The organism is Paenibacillus shunpengii (assembly GCF_042684905.1).
GTDB classification, from domain to species: domain Bacteria; phylum Bacillota; class Bacilli; order Paenibacillales; family Paenibacillaceae; genus Paenibacillus; species Paenibacillus shunpengii.
Genome location: NZ_JBHUMJ010000002.1, coordinates 943,260 through 961,302, shown reverse-complemented (window position 1 = coordinate 961,302; position 18,043 = coordinate 943,260). Strand labels below are relative to the sequence as shown.

Sequence of the window (18,043 nt, the reverse complement as noted above, 5' to 3'; positions counted from 1 at the left end):
ATTAATGACCCTTTTTTGTTTCGTTTTTATCTTTGCCACTTATTCTTTACTGCCTACTCGATTTTGTATGCTTTCTTTAATTTTGTCAAAATCGCCAAAAGTCATCTTCGAGCGAAGAAAACGTTCTTTTGGACTGATTTCCTGACAGAAACTACGGTAAGGCTTTCTTTCACAGCAGTTTGTTCTTATTTTCATCCATTTTCACGATTTTTATTTGGATGCTCTCTTTATTTCTTCTGTTTATTAGCAAGCATACACGTTGAAATTCCATAAAGAGGACAAACTTCTATATCTTAAACGGATCAAAGAACAAAAAAGTTTGAGTATTTAAAACTCAATTTTTTTTAAACCATCTCAAGCAGCTTGAATCATTTTATATTTTTTTGAACCTCAAAGTCAAAACTTCCGTTTTTTTGTATAATACACATGGGTTATTCTTGATAAGGACATGATTAAAAAATATGATAAACTTAGGTTTACACGGGGCATGTCGGTAAATTACCAGCCTGCTGACTCCTATGTGGACAGTAGTACATCAAGCAGGGGGACTTATAATGGACCGTCTTTTCGTACGACTTCAGGCGATGGAGCAAAAAATTTTCATATGGATTAACGGACGTCTACATAACCGTTTTCTCAATTTCTGGCTCTATTATCTAACTCACCTCGGTGGAGCCACCTTTACGATCACAGCTTCCTTGTTCATCGGCTTTATCGCACCCGAACCCTGGGGATCAGCCGGTTACATGGCATTCACCGCACTGGCTATAAGTCATATTCCAGTTGCTGCGGCGAAGAAGCTGTATCCGAGAATCAGACCCTATTTAGCCATGCCGGAAACGAATACGTTTCGCAATCCATTATCCGATCATTCATTTCCATCAGGTCATACAACGGCAATCTTTTCTGTAACGATGCCTTTTATGTTTACGTTTCCTGAAGTGACCATCTTGTTGCTTCCTGTCGCTTGCATCGTCGGTTTTTCCCGAATTTACTTAGGGCTGCATTATCCTTCTGATGTCCTAGCAGGGGCAATCATTGGTACTTCCGTCGCATTTGGCACAGTTGCATTGTGGCCCTAACCTAGAGTATCTTTGAATGACAGAAATCAGAGCAAGGAACAGGTGAACAGAGAGTGAGTAAAAAAAGAGTGTTGTTATTATCTGAAGGATTCGGAGCTGGACATACTCAAGCCGCATACGCACTCTCGAGCAGTTTAAGAAAACTCTCATCTGATGTGCAGACGAAAGTGCTTGAACTTGGGAGTTTTCTCAATCCCCATGTTGCTCCACTGATCATAAATGCATACAAAAAAACCGTAACTAATCAACCCAGGCTCGTCGCACTAATGTATAAGAGTCAGTACAAGAAACCGATCAACCGTTTTACGACTCTTGCTCTGCACAGGCTGTTCTATACACATACTCGAAGCATCATACGGCAGTTAAAACCGGATATCATCGTATGTACCCATCCCATTCCCAGCGCAGTCATAGCCAGATTGAAGAGATTGGGATTACAGGTGCCGTTATGTACCGTCATAACTGATTACGATGTACACGGAACCTGGATTAGTCCCGAGGTGAATCGGTATTTGGTTTCTACTACAGATGTAAAGGACAAGCTGACCCAGCGGGGTGTTACTCTCGAGAAGATCCAAGTAACCGGGATCCCGGTCCATCCTAATTTTTGGGAGCATCCAAGCCATGATGAAATTAGACAGAAGTTTAATCTGAAACCGATGCCAACTGTGCTCGTCATGGGCGGAGGCTGGGGACTGATGACGGACGAAATTGTTAACGAATACTTGGCCAAGTGGCATAAAGATATTCAATTCATTTATGTTCTGGGAAACAACGAGAAATCACGAATTGCCATGGAACAAAGCCCCATTTATCAGCAGCCGAATATTCATGTAATGGGGTTCACGCGAGAGGTCGACAAGCTAATGGAAGTATCGGATCTTCTTGTAACCAAACCAGGCGGCATGACCTGCTCAGAGGGTCTGGCCAAAGGCATTCCGATGCTCTTCCATAATCCGCTTCCAGGCCAAGAGCAAGAGAATTGTCAGTATTTCACTGATCTAGGACTCGGAGAGCCCATCAGCTCGCTTCAAGTGGTTGAAAAATGGATGAACAAGCTTTTGAATAATTATTCTGATATTGTCCAAAAGCGAGAAAAACATATTCGGGAAATTGAAAAGTTACATCCCATGCAGAGTGCTAGAAGCATTCTTGAATTGGTTGACTCAGAAAGGGTGCCCACATAAGGCACCTTTTTTATATTTATGAGGACAAGCTAAAAAAAATGCCACTATGAATTAATATTCCATTTCATATAACAATATCAAAAAACACCTTCTCTCAAGAAGAAAAGGTGTTTAGCAGTAGATCAACTTCATTATTTATGCAGTTGGTTCCTGATAACGATATTTTTTAAGACGAATCTCTTGATATTCCTTAAGAGCATCTTCACCAATCAATACTTCAACGCGGTGAATATTCATCCCTTTACCCATGAACTTCTGCTCATACTCCGTCATGACATGCTCCTCATTCAGCCCATCCCGGTGCAAGTTCAAGGAGATGTTTGTCATTTGGAGCCCATAATCCGCAAACGAATTTAGCGAGAACTCAAACAACGTCTCAGAGTCTGTTTTGAAATGAATTTGACCTTGACTGTTCAGCACTTCCTTATACTTGTCCAGGAAACGCGGATGCGTCAGACGTCTCCGAGCATGCTTAGACTTTGGCCACGGGTCACTAAAGTTAAGATAGATTCGTTCCACTTCTCCCTGCTCAAATACATCCAGGATGTTCTCAATATTAGCAAGAGCCAGCTTCAAATTAGGAGGCGTCTCGATCTCTTCCTCAGCCCAAGCTGTTCTAGCCTTATCGCTGGCACGACGAACAAGCTCATCGTACATATCAATACCGATATAATTCACATCTTGATTGCGGTAACTCATTTGACTAATGAACTGTCCTTTACCCATTCCAAACTCAACGTGGATCGGCTTTCCGTTTCCAAATAAGTCAGCCCATTTGCCTTTATATTCTTCTGGATTTAATATAACCAGATCCGTTTGACTTTCCAGACTTTCGCGAATCCCTTTTCTGCCGCGTAAACGCATGTCTCTCCCCCGATTTTTCAGTAAAATGTTCCGGCATTAATTGTGCCTAAATATCGTTCAAATGTAAAGCCTTTATATACGATTGAAATTGTAACCATTTGAAAAGGAAAAAGGAATCGCACGCTGCACATAGAGTGCACAGCACGATCCCTTCTTCAAATATATTTGGAATTGGGGTCCAACTACTTTAACAGTTCATAGTCTACCTTATCTTGGGTGGAAAAATCAAATGTCTTTTCAAAAGCATTTCTTATTTTTTTCTTAGCAATCGCTTCTACCTGTGGGTTTCCGTTAAATTTAACGCCAGTTAGCGCCAATGCTTCATCTGCAGTAAGCTCGACAGAGATTTTGTGCCCGCCTGATTTTAGACTTGAATTCATGTTAATCACCTCACGAATAGTATGGCCGAGACGAAAAAAATGTATGAATTCTGCGAAAAAATAGTGTGTTTTTCAAGGTCTGACCTCAGCTAAAATATAACATAACTGTGTAATGTTTTGCAAGAGGTAAGCGCTATCTTTTTTGCCCTTTTTATCGAAGTTTTCGCTGTTGTCCTCTACAGGAAAATTCCCAATTACCAGCGCTTTTTGTTACAATAGAAAAAGTGGAAAAAGGGTTGTGTATCCCTTAGTTTTCATTCACCTGTATTTAGTTTGATGAATCAACAAAGGAGTTTCCTAATGAATATGCCAGTTTCAACTCCTCCACTGCTATGGGGAGATAAGCGATTTCACACTTGGAATCATGAGATGCGTGAGCAGTTTGATAATAAAGTATTTAAAGTCATGCTGGATGCTGGATTTACCTGTCCCAATCGGGACGGCTCCATTGCCAAAGGCGGTTGTACTTTCTGCAGCGCACGTGGATCCGGTGATTTTGCCGGTTCGAGACGTGATGATCTAATTACCCAGTTCAATACGATAAGAGACCGACAGCATCAAAAATGGCCAAACGCCGAGTACATCGGATATTTTCAAGCTTATACCAATACTTATGCGCCGGTTGAGCAGCTTCGTGAATATTATGAAGTCATTCTCAAGCAGCCTGGTGTCGTTGGGTTGTCCATTGCAACAAGGCCGGACTGTCTGCCGGATGATGTGGTAGACTATCTGGCTGAGCTTAATGAGCGTACTTATCTATGGGTTGAAATGGGGCTTCAAACGATTCATGAATCCACCTCCCAGCTCATTAACCGTGCTCATGATACGAAGTGTTATGAGGATGCGGTGGAGAAACTGAGAAAACGAAACATTCGGGTATGCACTCATATCATTCACGGTCTCCCTCAAGAGACACATGAAATGATGCTGGAGACGACGCGTGCGGTGGCCCATATGGACGTACAGGGCATCAAGATCCATTTGCTCCATCTCATGAAGAAGACACCTATGGTTAAGCAGTACGAGGCTGGTTTGCTTCGGTTCATGGAACAGGAGGAGTACATTAAGCTGATCGTGGATTCCCTGGAGATTTTGCCTCCAGAAATGATCGTCCACCGGTTAACCGGGGATGCTCCTAGAAATCTGCTGATCGGACCCCTCTGGTCCATGAAAAAATGGGAAGTGTTAAACGGCATTGATGCTGAGCTCCGTGCACGTGATACATGGCAGGGTAAATATTGGAGGAGAGCTTGATATGGGATTTATTTCGGTACTCAGCTGTGCCCATCAATGGATCGCTGCCCGACTGCATTCCGGTGATTATGCAATAGATGCAACACTAGGGACAGGATCAGATGCCTTGTTCCTAGCTCAGACCGTAGGTGCAAAAGGCCACATCTATGGGTTCGATATTCAGGAGGAGGCCATCCGCTTGTCTTCTGCCAAGCTGAACAACGCAGCGAACATGAACAAGCTCGCTCCCTTCTCCCTCTTCTGCTGCAGCCATGCAGATATGAAAGAGATCATTCCGACGGATAAGCATGGACAGATTGGTGCCGTGATGTTCAATTTGGGCTATCTTCCCGTAGAGCATGCCGATCATAGCGTAATTACTGAGACCACGAGCACCATCACGGCTTTGACAGCCGCTCTGGAACTTCTCAGACCCAAAGGCATATTAACAGTAGTCCTTTACCCAGGACACCAAGGCGGAGATGAAGAAGCGACCAGCGTCTCTAAGTGGGCTTCTCAATTGCCTACAGACGTTGGACAAGCGGTCATTTATAGACAGCTGCAGCGAGAAACAGCCCCCTATCTTATCGCCATTGAGAAAAAGTAATCTCATGGTCCCCGGGTAAAATCATTATAAACTTCATATGTTAAGGAGAGGACAGTATGACAGCACCATACCCATTGCAATTTGAACCTGAATTTAAAGAGAGAGTCTGGGGAGGACGCGCTTTAGAGCAATTCGGTTTATCTCTTCCCGAGGGTCATATTGGCGAAGGCTGGATGATCGCCGACCATCCAAATGGAACAACCAAAGTCATGAATGGCGAGCTCGCTGGCACAGGACTTGACGAGATTCGAGAGCAATACGGTAAATCATGGCTAGGCACAAAAGGAGTTTCTGAAAAAGGCGGCCGATTCCCGCTGCTCATTAAACTGCTCGACTGTAATGATGATCTGTCGGTCCAGGTGCATCCGACTGATGATTATGAAGGACTTCCAAAGGGAGAGCTTGGAAAGACCGAAATGTGGTATGTACTTGATGCCAAGCCCGGTGCCAAGATCATATACGGGCTCAAAGAACAAGTAACCTACGATCAGCTCCGTTCTGCCCTGAATAACGGAACAGTAATGGATACACTCCAGGAAATATCCGTCGAGGCGGGCGATTCCTTCTTTATACCAGCAGGTACAGTCCATGCCCTATGCGCTGGAGTCGTCGTCGCCGAAATTCAGCAGAATTCAGACACCACTTACCGCATATTTGATTACAATCGACCAGGACTTGACGGAAAGCCTCGGGAACTACATATTGAAGATTCACTGAATGTAACGAAGTTTGAATCCACAGGGGCAACATCCATGAAGACGAATCATGCCGTTCCAGGAGAGTGGCTTACTCTAGCTTCATGTCCTTATTTTGTGGTGGAAAAAGGCATTGTCTCCGGCACATGGAATCTAAATACGACCGAGGACAGCTTCACTATACTCGTCGTATGTGACGGAACTGGCAGTCTTGCATGGAATGACGGAGCAAGTCTTGCCCTTACAGCGGGTCAGTGTTACTTGATTCCTTCCAGCCTGGGAAGCTACCAGTTATCTGGTGAAGCAACGGTGCTGCGCTCTTATCTTCCGTAAATAATGGCTTGGAACAAGCCAGACATCAAGGAGGGCTACTTGGTCATGCAGGAATCCACGTTTCAGATGCTGGATAGTGACGAAGTCAATATCTATGTATATCGCTGGACTCCGGAGGGTCATATACCGGTCAAAGGGATCGTACAAATTGCTCACGGTATGTGTGAAACAGCGAAGCGTTATGAAGAGCTGGCCAGTACATTGACGGACCATGGATATATCGTCTACGGTAATGATCATCGGGGTCACGGTCTAACAGGCATGGCACAAGGCATGCTGGGCGACGGCGGTCCGGATGTGTTCAACTGGATGGTAAAGGATGTTGCTGAGCTTGGTGAATATATACGCAAAGAACAGCCTGAATTGCCGCTATTTCTGTTAGGACACAGTATGGGGTCCTTTATTACTCAGAAGCTGATGTATGCATATCCTGATCTGTTTGATGGCTACATCCTGTCTGGAACGAATGGCAAACGCGGCCTTCTCAAATTTGGTCAACGGCTGGCTGCTCTGCAAGCCGGCCTACAGGGTCAAGAGCATCGCAGTCTTCTCTTGAACGCAATTATTTTTGGTGGATATAACCGCGCCTTTCGTCCTGCAGCCACTCCCTTTGACTGGTTATCCAATGATAAAGAGGAAGTTAGAAAATTTGTTGAGGATCCAATGTGCGGGGCGATATGCACCACTCGTTTTTTCCGGTGCTTCTTCGATCTGTTAATGGAGATTCATCTGCCTAAGCATATGAGCAAGATCCCCAAGGATAAGCCTGTGTATATCTTCTCGGGTGAGCGGGATCCGGTGGGCATGTATGGTAAAGGGGTCATGAGTCTGGTTGAGAATTATCGAGAACTGCAATTTACCGATCTGCAATATCGGCTCTATCCTGATGGAAGACACGAGATGCTGCACGAAGTGAACCGTAAGGAAGTCGAGCTGCATCTCGTAGATTGGCTGGAGCAGCATGTGCAGCAGTGACGCTAGCTTCTGTATCTTTGGATTGGGGTAAACAGCCCATCTGACGTGATGCCACAACAGACAATCTGATTCATCTATTAAAAAGAAAGCCTCAGATCGTATTCTTAGTATCAAAAAAGCCTTTCTGCCAATGCCGTCCAATCGTTGCATTGAGCAGAAGGGCTATTCTTCTTTACCAGTTCATACGTTCACGCAGAGAAGTGATGTGTGCCGTATGATGCAGACTATGCCAGGAGTACAGTCTCACACATTCTCCCAGAGTCAGCGTCTTCTGTAATCCAGGATGATAAAAGGTGCGATCATATTGTTCAGCACTCATGGACTCCAGCAGAGCGGTCCAACGCGAATGCAGGCCTTCTAGAATCGACAAGGAAGCGTTAATATGCACATTGGATACATCTGTTGTCTCTGCCCACAAAGACTCTTCATAGGGTTTGATAGCGGGTTCATTCTCGGTAAGCGCAAGTTTGAAACGAATAAAACTGTTCATATGACTGTCTGCAACATGATGAACGACTTGATGCACTGTCCAGCCTTCAGGCCGATAAGGCGTAGCGAGCTGTTCCTCCGATAGTCCTGATATTGCATCCTGCAGTCTCGCTGGCAGCCTCTTGATGTTGTCTATCCAAATCCTACGGTTCTCTTCAGTAGTGGGATCTTCAACTTCCAAGCCAATCGGATACCTCAGATCATTTTTCATTTCCAATCTCCCCCTTGAAATATTTCTCATTTAATTACTTCACAGTATAAAAAAGACAGGCGCAGCAAACGATGCGGCCTGTCCTTATTTATTCTAGAGAACCTTCGCTTTATCCTTCTAGCAGAAGAGATTCCGGGTCTTCAAGCAATTCTTTTACAGTAACCAGGAATCGAACTGCATCACTTCCATCAATGATTCGATGATCATAAGACAGCGCGATATACATCATAGGTCTGTTCTCCATACGCTCATCATCAATCGCTACAGGGCGTACCTGAATTTTGTGCATACCGAGTATACCAACCTGCGGTGAGTTCAATATCGGTGTAGAGAGCAATGATCCGAAGATTCCACCATTCGTAATTGTAAATGTTCCGCCTTGCAGCTCATTGAGAGACAACGAGTTACTACGTGCTTTGGAAGCCAGCTCTCCGATATTCCGTTCAATTTCAGCAAAGCTGAGGCGATCTGCATCGCGTACCACCGGTACGACAAGCCCTTCCTTCGCCGATACCGCAATACCGATATCATAGAACTTCTTCACGACAATGTCGTCCCCGTCGATCTCAGCATTAACAAGCGGGAATTGTTTAAGTGCTCCTACAACCGCTTTGGTAAAGAAAGACATAAAGCCAAGTCCGACATCATGCTTTTCTTTGAATTTGTCTTTACGCCGTTTACGAACATCCAGGATAGCTGTCATATCAACTTCGTTAAAAGTTGTAAGCATCGCCGCCGTCTGTTGAGCTGCAACCAAGCGTTTAGCGATGGTCGCACGTCGACGAGACATCTTGGAGCGTTCAACCGGTTTCCCAGGGTTTGCTTCTGCTGCTGGGGCAGGTGCACTAGCAGGCTTGCTTGGAGCTGCTGCAGGAGCAGCAGGTACAGACCCATGAGATTTTACGTCATCAGAATGGATGCGTCCGATCGGATCCCGCGTTTGTACTTGGTCGAGATCGATTCCGCGTTCACGCGCTAATTTACGAGCAGATGGCGTGGCTGTATAGCCATTGGCGCCTTCATCCTCTGCTTTGGGAGCGGACTCATTCTTCACAGGTGCCGAGACCGGCGCTGCTTCTGAAGCTTGTGGCGCAGGTACCGGTGCTGGTGGTGCAGAAGCCGCTGCTGATTCTTTGGCTCCTGCTCCTGCTTCTAACTGTGCAATCGTCTCACCAATCTGAACCGTATCCCCTTCTTGATGAAGGATGCTTGTAATGACTCCGCTCTCTTCCGCACTGATCTCAATGTTGACCTTATCCGTCTCGACCTCAAGCAGTACATCTCCTTGATTGACGGTATCCCCTTCTTTAACGATCCATCTGGATATTGTTCCCTCCGTGATGGATTCTCCCATAGCCGGTACTTTAATTTCGCTCACAGCAAGCTACCTCCCCAGTGGAATATTTTTCTTTGAACTTTGCTTCAATACTTTGGACAAAATTTGCTGTTGCTCTGCGACATGTACATGTTGGAAGCCAGTCGCCGGACTAGAACGCTCAGGCCGTCCTGCATAATCAAGCTTAACACCTGCAGGTAATAGCTCACGAAGTCTTGGCTCCATATATGTCCATGCTCCCATATTCTTAGGTTCTTCCTGTGCCCAGACGATTTCCTTCACATTACGGAATCTGGCGAGGAAGCGACGAATTTCTTGTTCAGGGAAAGGATACAATTGTTCCACACGCAAGATGTGCAGCCAGGACCAATCTTCACCTTTTTCCTTATCAATTGCCTCTTCAAGATCGATCGCGATCTTGCCGCTGCAAAGAAGGATACGCTCCACCTTATCAGGAGCTGCTCCAAGAATAGGCTCTTCGAGCACTGTTTGGAAGCTGCCTTCGCTAAACTCTTTAGCTGGAGAAGCTACACGCGGGTTACGAATCAGACTCTTCGGTGACATCAGTACGAGCGGTCTCGCATCATCTGTCTCCGTTAGTGCAGCCTGACGGCGAAGCAGATGGAAGTACTGCGCGCTGCTGGACAGATTGGCAACAATCCAGTTATCATCTGCACACATTTGCAGGAAGCGCTCTAGTCTTGCGCTCGTATGCTCAGGTCCCTGGCCTTCACTTGCGTGAGGCAAGAGCATCACCAGGCTCGAGTTCTGGGACCATTTTGAACGTCCAGAAGATACGAATTGGTCGAACAATACTTGAGCACAGTTGGCAAAATCACCGAATTGAGCTTCCCATATTACCAGTGTCTCTGGTGCATAAACGTTGTAGCCGTACTCAAAGCCTACTACAGATTCCTCTGACAGAGGGCTGTTATATAGGGCAAAAGAAGCCTTGGCTTGCGGCAAACGATGAAGTACATTGTAGGAATCTCCCGTCTCGGAATCATGCAGCACCAGGTTGCGATGAGCAAATGTAGCCCGCTGGGAATCCTGCCCCGACATCCGAATCGGTTTACCGTCAGCCAGAATTGTAGCAAAAGCGAGTGTTTCCGCCAAGCTCCAATCTACTTTTTCACCTTCGTTCAGAGCATTCTGGCGTCGCTGCAGAATACGCTGCAGCTTAGGATATACCTTGAAGCCTTCCGGCCACTTGAGCAGCTCAGCGTTAATCTCGCGCAGCTTCTCAATCGGAACTGCCGTTTGCGCATTTGTCAGCCGTTCCGGTCTTTGCAGTTCAGTGCTGCCGGCATCAACCTTGTCATGCACTTCCTCATGGCTTACCGTTCCTTGCTTCACTTCATCATAAGCCTGCTTGAGCTGATTCTGAGCCGCATTTCTCAGATTCGTAAGCAGATCCTTCTCACCAGCTCCAGACTGAACCAGAACATCCGCATACAATTCACATACGGTTGGATGATTCTTCACTTTACTGTACACGAGTGGTTGGGTTGTTTCCGGATCATCGGTCTCGTTATGTCCATAACGGCGATATCCGATCAAGTCGATCAGGAAATCTTTGTTGAATTTGTTACGATATTCACTCGCAAGGCGGATCGCTGCCATACACGCATCAGGGTTATCCGCGTTCACATGAATGATTGGGATTTCATATCCTTTGGCCAAGTCACTGGAGTACATCGTTGACCGAGATGCCTCACTGTTCGTTGTGAAGCCGATCCGATTGTTTACGATAATATGAATCGTACCGCCATTTTGATATCCCTTCAGAGATTTCAAGTTCAGCGATTCAGCAACGATCCCTTCTCCTGGGAATGCAGCATCTCCATGCATTAGAATCGTTGCTGCTTTAGTAACGTCCTGCTTCGGATATCCTGCCTGTCCTCGGTCATCCTGAGCTGCTCGTGCAAAGCCTTGAACCACTGGGTTCACATATTCAAGATGACTCGGGTTATTTGCCATCGTAATCTTAGCTTGAACGACCTCGCCTTTTTTCACATAGCGCGTTGCACCCAGATGGTACTTCACGTCTCCCGTCCATCCGTAATTAACGCCAGATGAGCTCTCAGACGGAACAAGATCTTTATTGTTCGTCTGGTGGAATTTCGAGAAGATCTTGCCATATGGTTTGCCGAGTACGTGCGCAAGCACATTCAGGCGTCCACGATGGGCCATCCCCATCAGAATATGGCTGGATCCTGCTTCGGCCATGATCTCAATAATTTTATCGAGCATCGGAACGAGCACATCGTTCCCTTCAATGGAGAACCACTTCTGCCCCACAAAATTTTTGTGAAGGAACTGTTCGAACTGTTCCACTTCCACAAGTCTGGCCAGGAGTGACTTCCGCTCATCTGCGGTCAGTTGAACAGCCGATGAACCTGACTCAATGCTCTGATACAGCCAGTTGCGTTCTTCTTCATCTTGAATATGATTAAACTCGTAAGCCAGCGGCCCTGTATATATATCACGCAATCGCTGGATTGCGTCTAATCCAGTCATGGTCTGTGAATCTGCATTCTCCCAAATGATTGAGGCAGGAATAGCTCGTAGATCTTGCTCGCTAAGCCCCAGTTTGGATGGTGTGAGCAGGCTCTCTTCTGTCTTGACATCCAGCTGGAGCGGATCAATATCAGCAGCCAAATGTCCGAATCTTCGGATATTTTGAACTAGCTTGCCCGCTGTAACCGCTTTCTGTAACAGCTGTAGATCTGCAACTCCCGAACTTGCATTACTCCCTGTAACTGATGAAGCAAGTCCTTGATTGTTCTCGGGGCCAATATCCATCGGAGGCGGTCCCCATTCTTTAAAAAGCGTGCGGAATTCAGCATCAACTGCCTCTGGGTCAGCACTATAAATCTCAAACTGTTGTTGTACGTAACCGAAGTTTGGTCCGTAGTATGTTTTCCATGGGCTTTGCATATTGCCATCTTCGTTAGCCATTTAACGTTCCCTCCGTCAAAATATTTGGTTTGTGCCAGGACGGAAAATCATTCTTAATTTCATTCTTAATTTCATAAAATTAAACTCAATCTCTAATTATAAATCAATTTCTCGAAGAAAACATCTATCGCTGCTTTCTCCAGAGTTTCCTCCGAGCTGGAGGATTTTGTGAATAATGCTTCTAAGCTGTAAGATTCTACCCTTATTCTATAAACTATTGCTCCTGAGAGCATTTCCAATTTTAAAGGTAATCAATGCATTTTTTAGATGAATCACTTCAAACCCCTGCTGTACCAGCAAATATTGATTCTATCAAAATGTCATGAGGATGACAAAAAAATAAAGCCCTTTCATTTAAGAAACAAATTTGTTTTGAAATGTGGGCTTTATTTTGTAAAATTTGTCTTCTATTCCATCTTAACTAACTTAAAAAGTTTTTATACTCAGCTAAGCTCCCTGAATTGTGCCGTATGCAGGCGGCTGTATACTCCGCTTCTCGATACCAGCTCCTCGTGACTTCCTTCCTCTTCAATTCCATTCGGCGTAACCACGATAATGCGATCTGCATTTTTGATCGTAGCCAGTCGATGGGCAATAACGAGTGTGGTTCTGCCTTGTGACAGCTCAGCAAGGGACTGCTGGATCGCCGCTTCTGTTTCTGTATCCAGCGCTGAGGTCGCTTCGTCGAGAATTAGGATCTTCGGATTTTTCAAGAACATTCGTGCGATGGCAATTCGCTGCTTCTGCCCTCCCGATAATTTAACGCCTCTTTCCCCGATCACAGTCTCCATTCCTTCCGGCATCGCTTCAATCGTTGGAGCAAGCTGTGCGAGTCTTGCTGCTGTCCATATCTCTTCATCACTTGCATCAAGCTTGCCATAGGCGATATTCTCCCGCACCGTACCCGCAAATAGAAACACATCCTGTTGGACGATGCCTATCTGTTTGCGAAGGGAGGCCAGCGTGATCTTGGACGTATCCACACCATCAATAGTGATCCTTCCTTCTGTAGCCTCATAGAATCTCGGAAGCAGACTGCAGATTGTCGTCTTGCCAGCGCCCGAAGGACCCACAAAAGCTACGGTCTCTCCTGCTTTAATGCTAAGATTGATCTTATTGAGCACTTTGGAGCCGTCGTCGTAACCGAACGAGACTTTCTCATAATGGATATTGCCTTCAAAATCCGGTGCTTCCCTGGCATCCTTACTGTCCTTAACATCCGGCTCTGTGTCCAGCAGTTCGATGTATCTCTGGAATCCGGCAATGCCTTTTGGATAGCTCTCAATAATCGCATTAATCTTGTCGATTGGACGGAAGAACACATTGGTCAGCAATAAGAAGGCAGCAAACTGTCCGTAGGTCAGCTCCCCTTGTAAAATAAACCATGTTCCGCAGATCAGCACAAATAAGTTGATGCTTCTGGTCAGCATGTAGCTGATCGTAATATTCTGGGCCATAATCTTGTAGCTGAACAGCTTGGTCAGCCTGAACTCACGATTATCCTGCTCAAAGCGCTTCTTTTCAAAGCCCTCGTTAGCAAATGCTTGTACAACACGAATTCCGCCAATTGTATTCTCTACACGGGAATTGAAGTTAGCAATGTTACCGTAAAGCTTGCGGAAGGCCTTGGTCATCTTGGTATTGAAGTACAGGGCCAGCCATATGACGATTGGTACAATAATGAAGGTAAGTACTGCAAGCTTCCAGTTGATCCCGAGCATGAGCAGAAATGCACCGATTAAAGTCATGACCGCGATAAATAAATCCTCTGGGCCATGATGCGCCATCTCGCCGATATCCATCAAATCATTGGTGATGCGTGACATAAGATGCCCTGTCTTGTTGTTGTCGAAGAATCGAAAGCCAAGCTTCTGGAGATGGTCAAACATCCGGCTTCTCATATCCGTCTCGATATTGATACCGAGCATGTGGCCCCAATAGGTCACTATAAAATGAAGAAACGCAGTAATAACATAGACTGCAAGCAAGCCGGTGCAGGCAACGATAATGCTCTCAAAATTACCTGAAGGGAGCAGCTCGTCCACTACATAATTGACCGCGAGAGGAAATCCGAGCTCCATTAGTCCAGCGATAACTGCGCACATAAAATCAATAGTAAATAGAAGCCGGTACGGCCTGTAGTAGGAGAAAAATCTGCGGAGCAAAACCATCACTCTTTTCAGTATTTATTAGGTGTGTCTTAATACTCACATAAAAGAGTTTTAAGACACGCCTTAGTTGACTCGAATATTACAAATTTTACTATAGCTTTTCACTTCATTAAAGAAAAATATGACACATCTCCATACGGCTAAGAATCTGCCTGCATATTTTGGATAGGTAAGCGGAGAATAATAACAACAATTTATTGACATCCGTTATTCACTGCAATTGAACACCAGCAGCTGATTAGCATGTTTTTTTATCGTATACGTTCAGATTAGGTTTCAATTCGCTTCGTGGTGGTAAGGAGCATAAAGGAGGAATGATGCTTGAATCGTATAATTAAAATAGGCATTATTGGCAGCGGCGGAATTGCCAGAGCCCACGCCGAGGCCTATAAACAACTTGATTATGTTGAAGTAGTAGCCGTAGCAGATATTATCCCCGGAAAAGCCGCGCTGTTTATTGAACAAACGAACCTTCCGACAGCGAAGGCTTTCGACGATCATCAGCATCTGCTCGAGCTGGATCTTGACGGAGTCAGCATATGTACACCTAATTTTTCGCATCACAGCATTACCATTGACGCATTGAATGCGGGTAAGCATGTCATGGTAGAGAAGCCCATGTCTGTTACATTAGACCAAGGTATTGAAATGGTGGAGACCGCACAGCGTACGGGGAAAATGCTGTCCGTCGGGTTCCAGCCTCGTTATGACCCTAATATGCAAGCGATTCGCAGCCTGATACAGGACGGTCAGCTCGGTAAAGTGTATTATGCAGAAGCAGGCGGCGGCAGAAGACGCGGGATGCCGGGCGGTACCTTCATACGAAAGGATCTGGCCGGAGCAGGAGCCATGGCCGATATTGGCTGCTATTCGCTTGATATGGTCCTTCATGCACTCGGGTACCCTAAGCCGCTGACCGTGTCTGCTTACACCTCCAATTATTTTGGCACGAACCCCAAATATCATCCAGAGTCCCACATCTTTAACGTTGAGGATTTTGGTGCAGCCATGGTTAGACTTGAAGGCGATATTCTGCTCAGCTACAAAATTTCCTGGGCTATGCATATGGACACTCTAGGCCCTACGATGTTTCTCGGGACAGACGCCGGGCTTAAAGTGACACCCGCCGGAAGCGGTCCCTGGAGTGGAGGCTGGGAAGGACGTGTCGGCAGCATGACCTTGTATCACGATATCGCCGGCCATCATACAGAGAGCCCGATACCAATACAGCATCACCAGATCAACCTGTTCCATGCCAAAGTGTTTGATTACGCCGAGGCGATCCAGAAACGACTGCCTGCGCCTATTCCTGGCGAGCAAATCCTATACAATCAGGCGATTATTGACGGGGTGCTGCGTTCTTCCGCTGCCAAAAAAGAAGTCGAGATCGTCATTCCGGATTTTTAATTCACGAAGCCTTGTTCTCATTTAGAGAAGGAGGCTTTTTTTCTTCCCAAGTCCTTCACTTTGTTATATTCTAATTAAATGATGATTTATTGACAACAAAGGAGCGACCTAATAATGACTTCATCCACAGCCTTAATGATCGTTGATGTCCAGAATGCCATGTTTGCTGATCCCGAACTACCCTTACATAATGGAAAAGAAGTGCTGAGCAATATCCAGCGCCTCCTTCAAAAAGCTCGTGAGGACGGATTGCCTGTCATCTATATACAGCATACGAGTACATCAGATGACGAATTTAGCGAAGGCAAACCAACCTGGCACATTCATCCAAGCATTGCCCCCCAGCCGAATGAAAGTGTGGTCAGAAAATCCAGCTGGGACGCCTTCTATCAAACAGAGCTGCTAGCCAAGCTGCAAGAGCTGAATATTCAAAAGCTCGTTATTTGTGGAATGCAGACTGAATTCTGTCTAGATACCACGTCACGTGGCGCATACAGTCTAGGATATCATCATAATGTGCTGATCTCCGATGCACACAGTACATTCGACAGCAAAGTATTGCCTGCCGCAGATATCATCAAGCACCATAATCAAATGCTCGGTGGACGTTTTGTTCAATTAATGAAGACAGAAGACATCCTTGCCAAAGGATTCAATTAATCCACATTAATATACAAACAAAAAAGAGTCATCCCAGCTGAAGGGATGACTCTTTTTTCGTTATCGGCTATTCAATATTAGTATCTAATGGATAAAAAAACTGACTACAGCTCCATCGCCAGCCGAATCATATCCACACAAGGAATGCCGTTCTCAACAATCTTCTCCTCATAATGCCTAGTGAAGTAATCCCTGTCAATACCAGTCATTCGAAAACCCATTCGCTGGTAAAGACCTAATTGTGTAAGACTCGAATTTCCAGTTCCGATCTCAAGCGTGCCTGTCCCTTGCTGCCTGCCTTCAAATATCGCATGTTGAATCAAAGCTGTGCCAATGCCCCGGCCCTGCCAGTCTTCTGCAACAGCAATATTCACAATCTCGATCGTACCCGGTCTGGTATCCAGCAGAACCATTACACCAACGATCTCCTGATCGATCACAGCAACGTATAATTTGCCGCGGTCAATATATTCATCCACCATAGTGCGTGAAGGATCGGCTAATAGCAGCATGGAATACGGCATCGACTCGTTATGTTGCAGTTCACGAATATTTATATCCAAGTTGCTCTTCAAAACGGTTCCCCCTTGATGTGAGCCGCCATCTTCCATATTATACTTGGTTCAGATTAACTCTCTGAAAATGCTCAACCACTGGAAACGGCTCGTAATAATGATGGAGCAGCTGCTTCCACTCTCCATATTCAGCCGACTCTCTGAATCCGATCGTATGATCCTCCAGCGTCTCCCATCTGACATGTAACAAGTACTGATGATCCGACTCCATACATTTATACAATTCATGCCCGAGATAACCCGACATGCTGGAAATAATAGCGGATGCTTTGGCAAAATCCTGTTCAAAATGGCTCTCTAATCCTGCTTTGATGTATAACATTGCACTTTCTAGAATCATAATTTTGTATCCCTCCGATGAATGTAACCTAGTCCTTGTTACGCCTCAAGCTGCTGCATCGCTTCAAGCTGCTTCATATGATGCCTGTCGTGCCAGATAAAATCCTCTACATAGCTCTGTAATGTAAAGGGGTTACCATCCAGCCCTTTATATGAGTAAGACCAATCTTCATCCACAAGCTCATATAAATTTCTAATAATCAGTTCTCTATATTTCAACGTTTCCTGCATGAGCTCTTCTATTGATATCTTACGGGCATACTCACGCGCAGCTTCATTAAACAGATCATAATCCAGATGCTGAATCTGAACCTGTTCCTTCTCCCCCGACGCGATGATAGATATGGCGCCCTCCCAAAAATAACGGTCCCATCTCATCATATGGCACACCATCTCACGAGCGGTCCACTTGCCTTCTGCAATTGGCTCATCCCAAGGTGCATTCTGCTGCATGCTCCATCTGCGAATCCAATCATGCCATTCATGAAATGAAGCGATCAACGAATTTTTCTGCACTCTATTCACGGCTTTCATCCCC

17 protein-coding genes are annotated in these 18,043 nt (G+C 45.5%); 8 read left to right on the top strand and 9 right to left on the bottom strand.

Annotation, left to right across the window (positions count from 1 at the left end; all coding sequences use genetic code 11):
• Window positions 1–554 precede the first annotated feature (554 nt).
• Together ACFSVM_RS04555 and ACFSVM_RS04550 are read left to right on the top strand one after the other, a co-directional pair.
• Entirely contained in the window at window positions 555–1,082 is a 528-nt protein-coding gene (locus ACFSVM_RS04555; RefSeq protein WP_076311721.1) for a phosphatase PAP2 family protein, read from the top strand.
• 53 nt (window positions 1,083–1,135) lie between these two features.
• On the top strand, window positions 1,136–2,269 hold the full coding sequence (locus ACFSVM_RS04550) for an MGDG synthase family glycosyltransferase (protein ID WP_090723443.1): 1,134 nt from the start codon (window positions 1,136–1,138) through the stop codon (window positions 2,267–2,269).
• A 135-nt stretch (window positions 2,270–2,404) separates the two neighbouring features.
• On the opposite strand, the gene trmB is transcribed toward ACFSVM_RS04550, so the two are convergent.
• The gene (trmB, locus tag ACFSVM_RS04545) at window positions 2,405–3,133 is read right to left on the bottom strand and encodes a tRNA (guanosine(46)-N7)-methyltransferase TrmB (protein ID WP_076311723.1); all 729 of its coding nucleotides are present in this window, start codon (window positions 3,131–3,133) and stop codon (window positions 2,405–2,407) included.
• 182 nt (window positions 3,134–3,315) lie between these two features.
• Window positions 3,316–3,513, bottom strand: coding sequence for a hypothetical protein (locus tag ACFSVM_RS04540; protein ID WP_076311724.1), 198 nt, complete (start codon window positions 3,511–3,513; stop codon window positions 3,316–3,318).
• Between the two features lie 300 nt (window positions 3,514–3,813).
• On the opposite strand from ACFSVM_RS04540, the gene ACFSVM_RS04535 reads away from it, so the two are divergent.
• From ACFSVM_RS04535 to ACFSVM_RS04520, 4 genes are read left to right on the top strand one after another with little or no spacing between them, the layout of a single operon-like run.
• The gene (locus tag ACFSVM_RS04535; protein WP_076311725.1) at window positions 3,814–4,767 is read left to right on the top strand and encodes a TIGR01212 family radical SAM protein; all 954 of its coding nucleotides are present in this window, start codon (window positions 3,814–3,816) and stop codon (window positions 4,765–4,767) included.
• Window position 4,768: 1 nt separating this feature from the next.
• Window positions 4,769–5,353, top strand: a complete 585-nt coding sequence (locus tag ACFSVM_RS04530; protein WP_076311726.1) for a class I SAM-dependent methyltransferase — start codon at window positions 4,769–4,771, stop codon at window positions 5,351–5,353.
• A gap of 56 nt (window positions 5,354–5,409) precedes the next feature.
• Complete coding sequence (locus ACFSVM_RS04525) at window positions 5,410–6,381, top strand: type I phosphomannose isomerase catalytic subunit (protein ID WP_090723445.1); 972 nt, start codon at window positions 5,410–5,412, stop codon at window positions 6,379–6,381.
• Window positions 6,382–6,426: 45 nt separating this feature from the next.
• Window positions 6,427–7,356 carry an alpha/beta hydrolase gene (locus ACFSVM_RS04520; RefSeq protein WP_090723447.1) on the top strand — a complete coding sequence of 310 codons (930 nt, stop codon included), beginning with the start codon at window positions 6,427–6,429 and terminating at the stop codon, window positions 7,354–7,356.
• A gap of 172 nt (window positions 7,357–7,528) precedes the next feature.
• On the opposite strand, the gene ACFSVM_RS04515 is transcribed toward ACFSVM_RS04520, so the two are convergent.
• From ACFSVM_RS04515 to ACFSVM_RS04500, 4 genes are all read right to left on the bottom strand, one after another.
• Window positions 7,529–8,056 (bottom strand): YfiT family bacillithiol transferase, encoded by a 528-nt coding sequence (locus ACFSVM_RS04515; RefSeq protein ID WP_076311729.1) that lies wholly within the window; start codon window positions 8,054–8,056, stop codon window positions 7,529–7,531.
• Between the two features lie 109 nt (window positions 8,057–8,165).
• Entirely contained in the window at window positions 8,166–9,434 is a 1,269-nt protein-coding gene (gene odhB / locus ACFSVM_RS04510) for a 2-oxoglutarate dehydrogenase complex dihydrolipoyllysine-residue succinyltransferase (RefSeq protein ID WP_076311730.1), read from the bottom strand.
• Window positions 9,435–9,440: 6 nt separating this feature from the next.
• Window positions 9,441–12,353, bottom strand: a complete 2,913-nt coding sequence (locus ACFSVM_RS04505; RefSeq protein ID WP_076311731.1) for a 2-oxoglutarate dehydrogenase E1 component — start codon at window positions 12,351–12,353, stop codon at window positions 9,441–9,443.
• Window positions 12,354–12,796: 443 nt separating this feature from the next.
• Window positions 12,797–14,518, bottom strand: coding sequence for an ABC transporter ATP-binding protein (locus ACFSVM_RS04500; RefSeq protein ID WP_076311732.1), 1,722 nt, complete (start codon window positions 14,516–14,518; stop codon window positions 12,797–12,799).
• A gap of 327 nt (window positions 14,519–14,845) precedes the next feature.
• Between ACFSVM_RS04500 and ACFSVM_RS04495 the strand changes: the two genes are divergently transcribed.
• The gene (locus ACFSVM_RS04495; protein ID WP_047910054.1) at window positions 14,846–15,931 is read left to right on the top strand and encodes a Gfo/Idh/MocA family protein; all 1,086 of its coding nucleotides are present in this window, start codon (window positions 14,846–14,848) and stop codon (window positions 15,929–15,931) included.
• Between the two features lie 114 nt (window positions 15,932–16,045).
• Complete coding sequence (locus ACFSVM_RS04490; protein ID WP_076311734.1) at window positions 16,046–16,591, top strand: cysteine hydrolase family protein; 546 nt, start codon at window positions 16,046–16,048, stop codon at window positions 16,589–16,591.
• 104 nt (window positions 16,592–16,695) lie between these two features.
• Here ACFSVM_RS04490 and ACFSVM_RS04485 read toward each other — a convergent pair whose 3' ends face one another.
• From ACFSVM_RS04485 to ACFSVM_RS04475, 3 genes are read right to left on the bottom strand one after another with little or no spacing between them, the layout of a single operon-like run.
• Complete coding sequence (locus tag ACFSVM_RS04485) at window positions 16,696–17,148, bottom strand: GNAT family N-acetyltransferase (RefSeq protein ID WP_090723847.1); 453 nt, start codon at window positions 17,146–17,148, stop codon at window positions 16,696–16,698.
• A 55-nt stretch (window positions 17,149–17,203) separates the two neighbouring features.
• On the bottom strand, window positions 17,204–17,506 hold the full coding sequence (locus ACFSVM_RS04480) for an antibiotic biosynthesis monooxygenase family protein (protein ID WP_076311735.1): 303 nt from the start codon (window positions 17,504–17,506) through the stop codon (window positions 17,204–17,206).
• A 38-nt stretch (window positions 17,507–17,544) separates the two neighbouring features.
• Complete coding sequence (locus tag ACFSVM_RS04475; protein ID WP_177178645.1) at window positions 17,545–18,030, bottom strand: DinB family protein; 486 nt, start codon at window positions 18,028–18,030, stop codon at window positions 17,545–17,547.
• Between the last annotated feature and the right edge of the window lie 13 nt (window positions 18,031–18,043).

Bases quoted from the DNA above. Each gene is read 5' to 3' on its own strand.
- ACFSVM_RS04535 (WP_076311725.1), top strand. From the start codon at position 3,814: ATGAATATGCCAGTTTCAACTCCTCCACTGCTATGGGGAGATAAGCGA.
- ACFSVM_RS04490 (WP_076311734.1), top strand. From the start codon at position 16,046: ATGACTTCATCCACAGCCTTAATGATCGTTGATGTCCAGAATGCCATG.
- ACFSVM_RS04555 (WP_076311721.1), top strand. From the start codon at position 555: ATGGACCGTCTTTTCGTACGACTTCAGGCGATGGAGCAAAAAATTTTC.
- ACFSVM_RS04540 (WP_076311724.1), bottom strand. From the start codon at position 3,513: ATGAATTCAAGTCTAAAATCAGGCGGGCACAAAATCTCTGTCGAGCTT.
- ACFSVM_RS04530 (WP_076311726.1), top strand. From the start codon at position 4,769: ATGGGATTTATTTCGGTACTCAGCTGTGCCCATCAATGGATCGCTGCC.
- ACFSVM_RS04525 (WP_090723445.1), top strand. From the start codon at position 5,410: ATGACAGCACCATACCCATTGCAATTTGAACCTGAATTTAAAGAGAGA.
- ACFSVM_RS04480 (WP_076311735.1), bottom strand. From the start codon at position 17,506: ATGATTCTAGAAAGTGCAATGTTATACATCAAAGCAGGATTAGAGAGC.
- ACFSVM_RS04515 (WP_076311729.1), bottom strand. From the start codon at position 8,056: ATGAAAAATGATCTGAGGTATCCGATTGGCTTGGAAGTTGAAGATCCC.
- ACFSVM_RS04505 (WP_076311731.1), bottom strand. From the start codon at position 12,353: ATGGCTAACGAAGATGGCAATATGCAAAGCCCATGGAAAACATACTAC.
- trmB (WP_076311723.1), bottom strand. From the start codon at position 3,133: ATGCGTTTACGCGGCAGAAAAGGGATTCGCGAAAGTCTGGAAAGTCAA.
- ACFSVM_RS04520 (WP_090723447.1), top strand. From the start codon at position 6,427: ATGCAGGAATCCACGTTTCAGATGCTGGATAGTGACGAAGTCAATATC.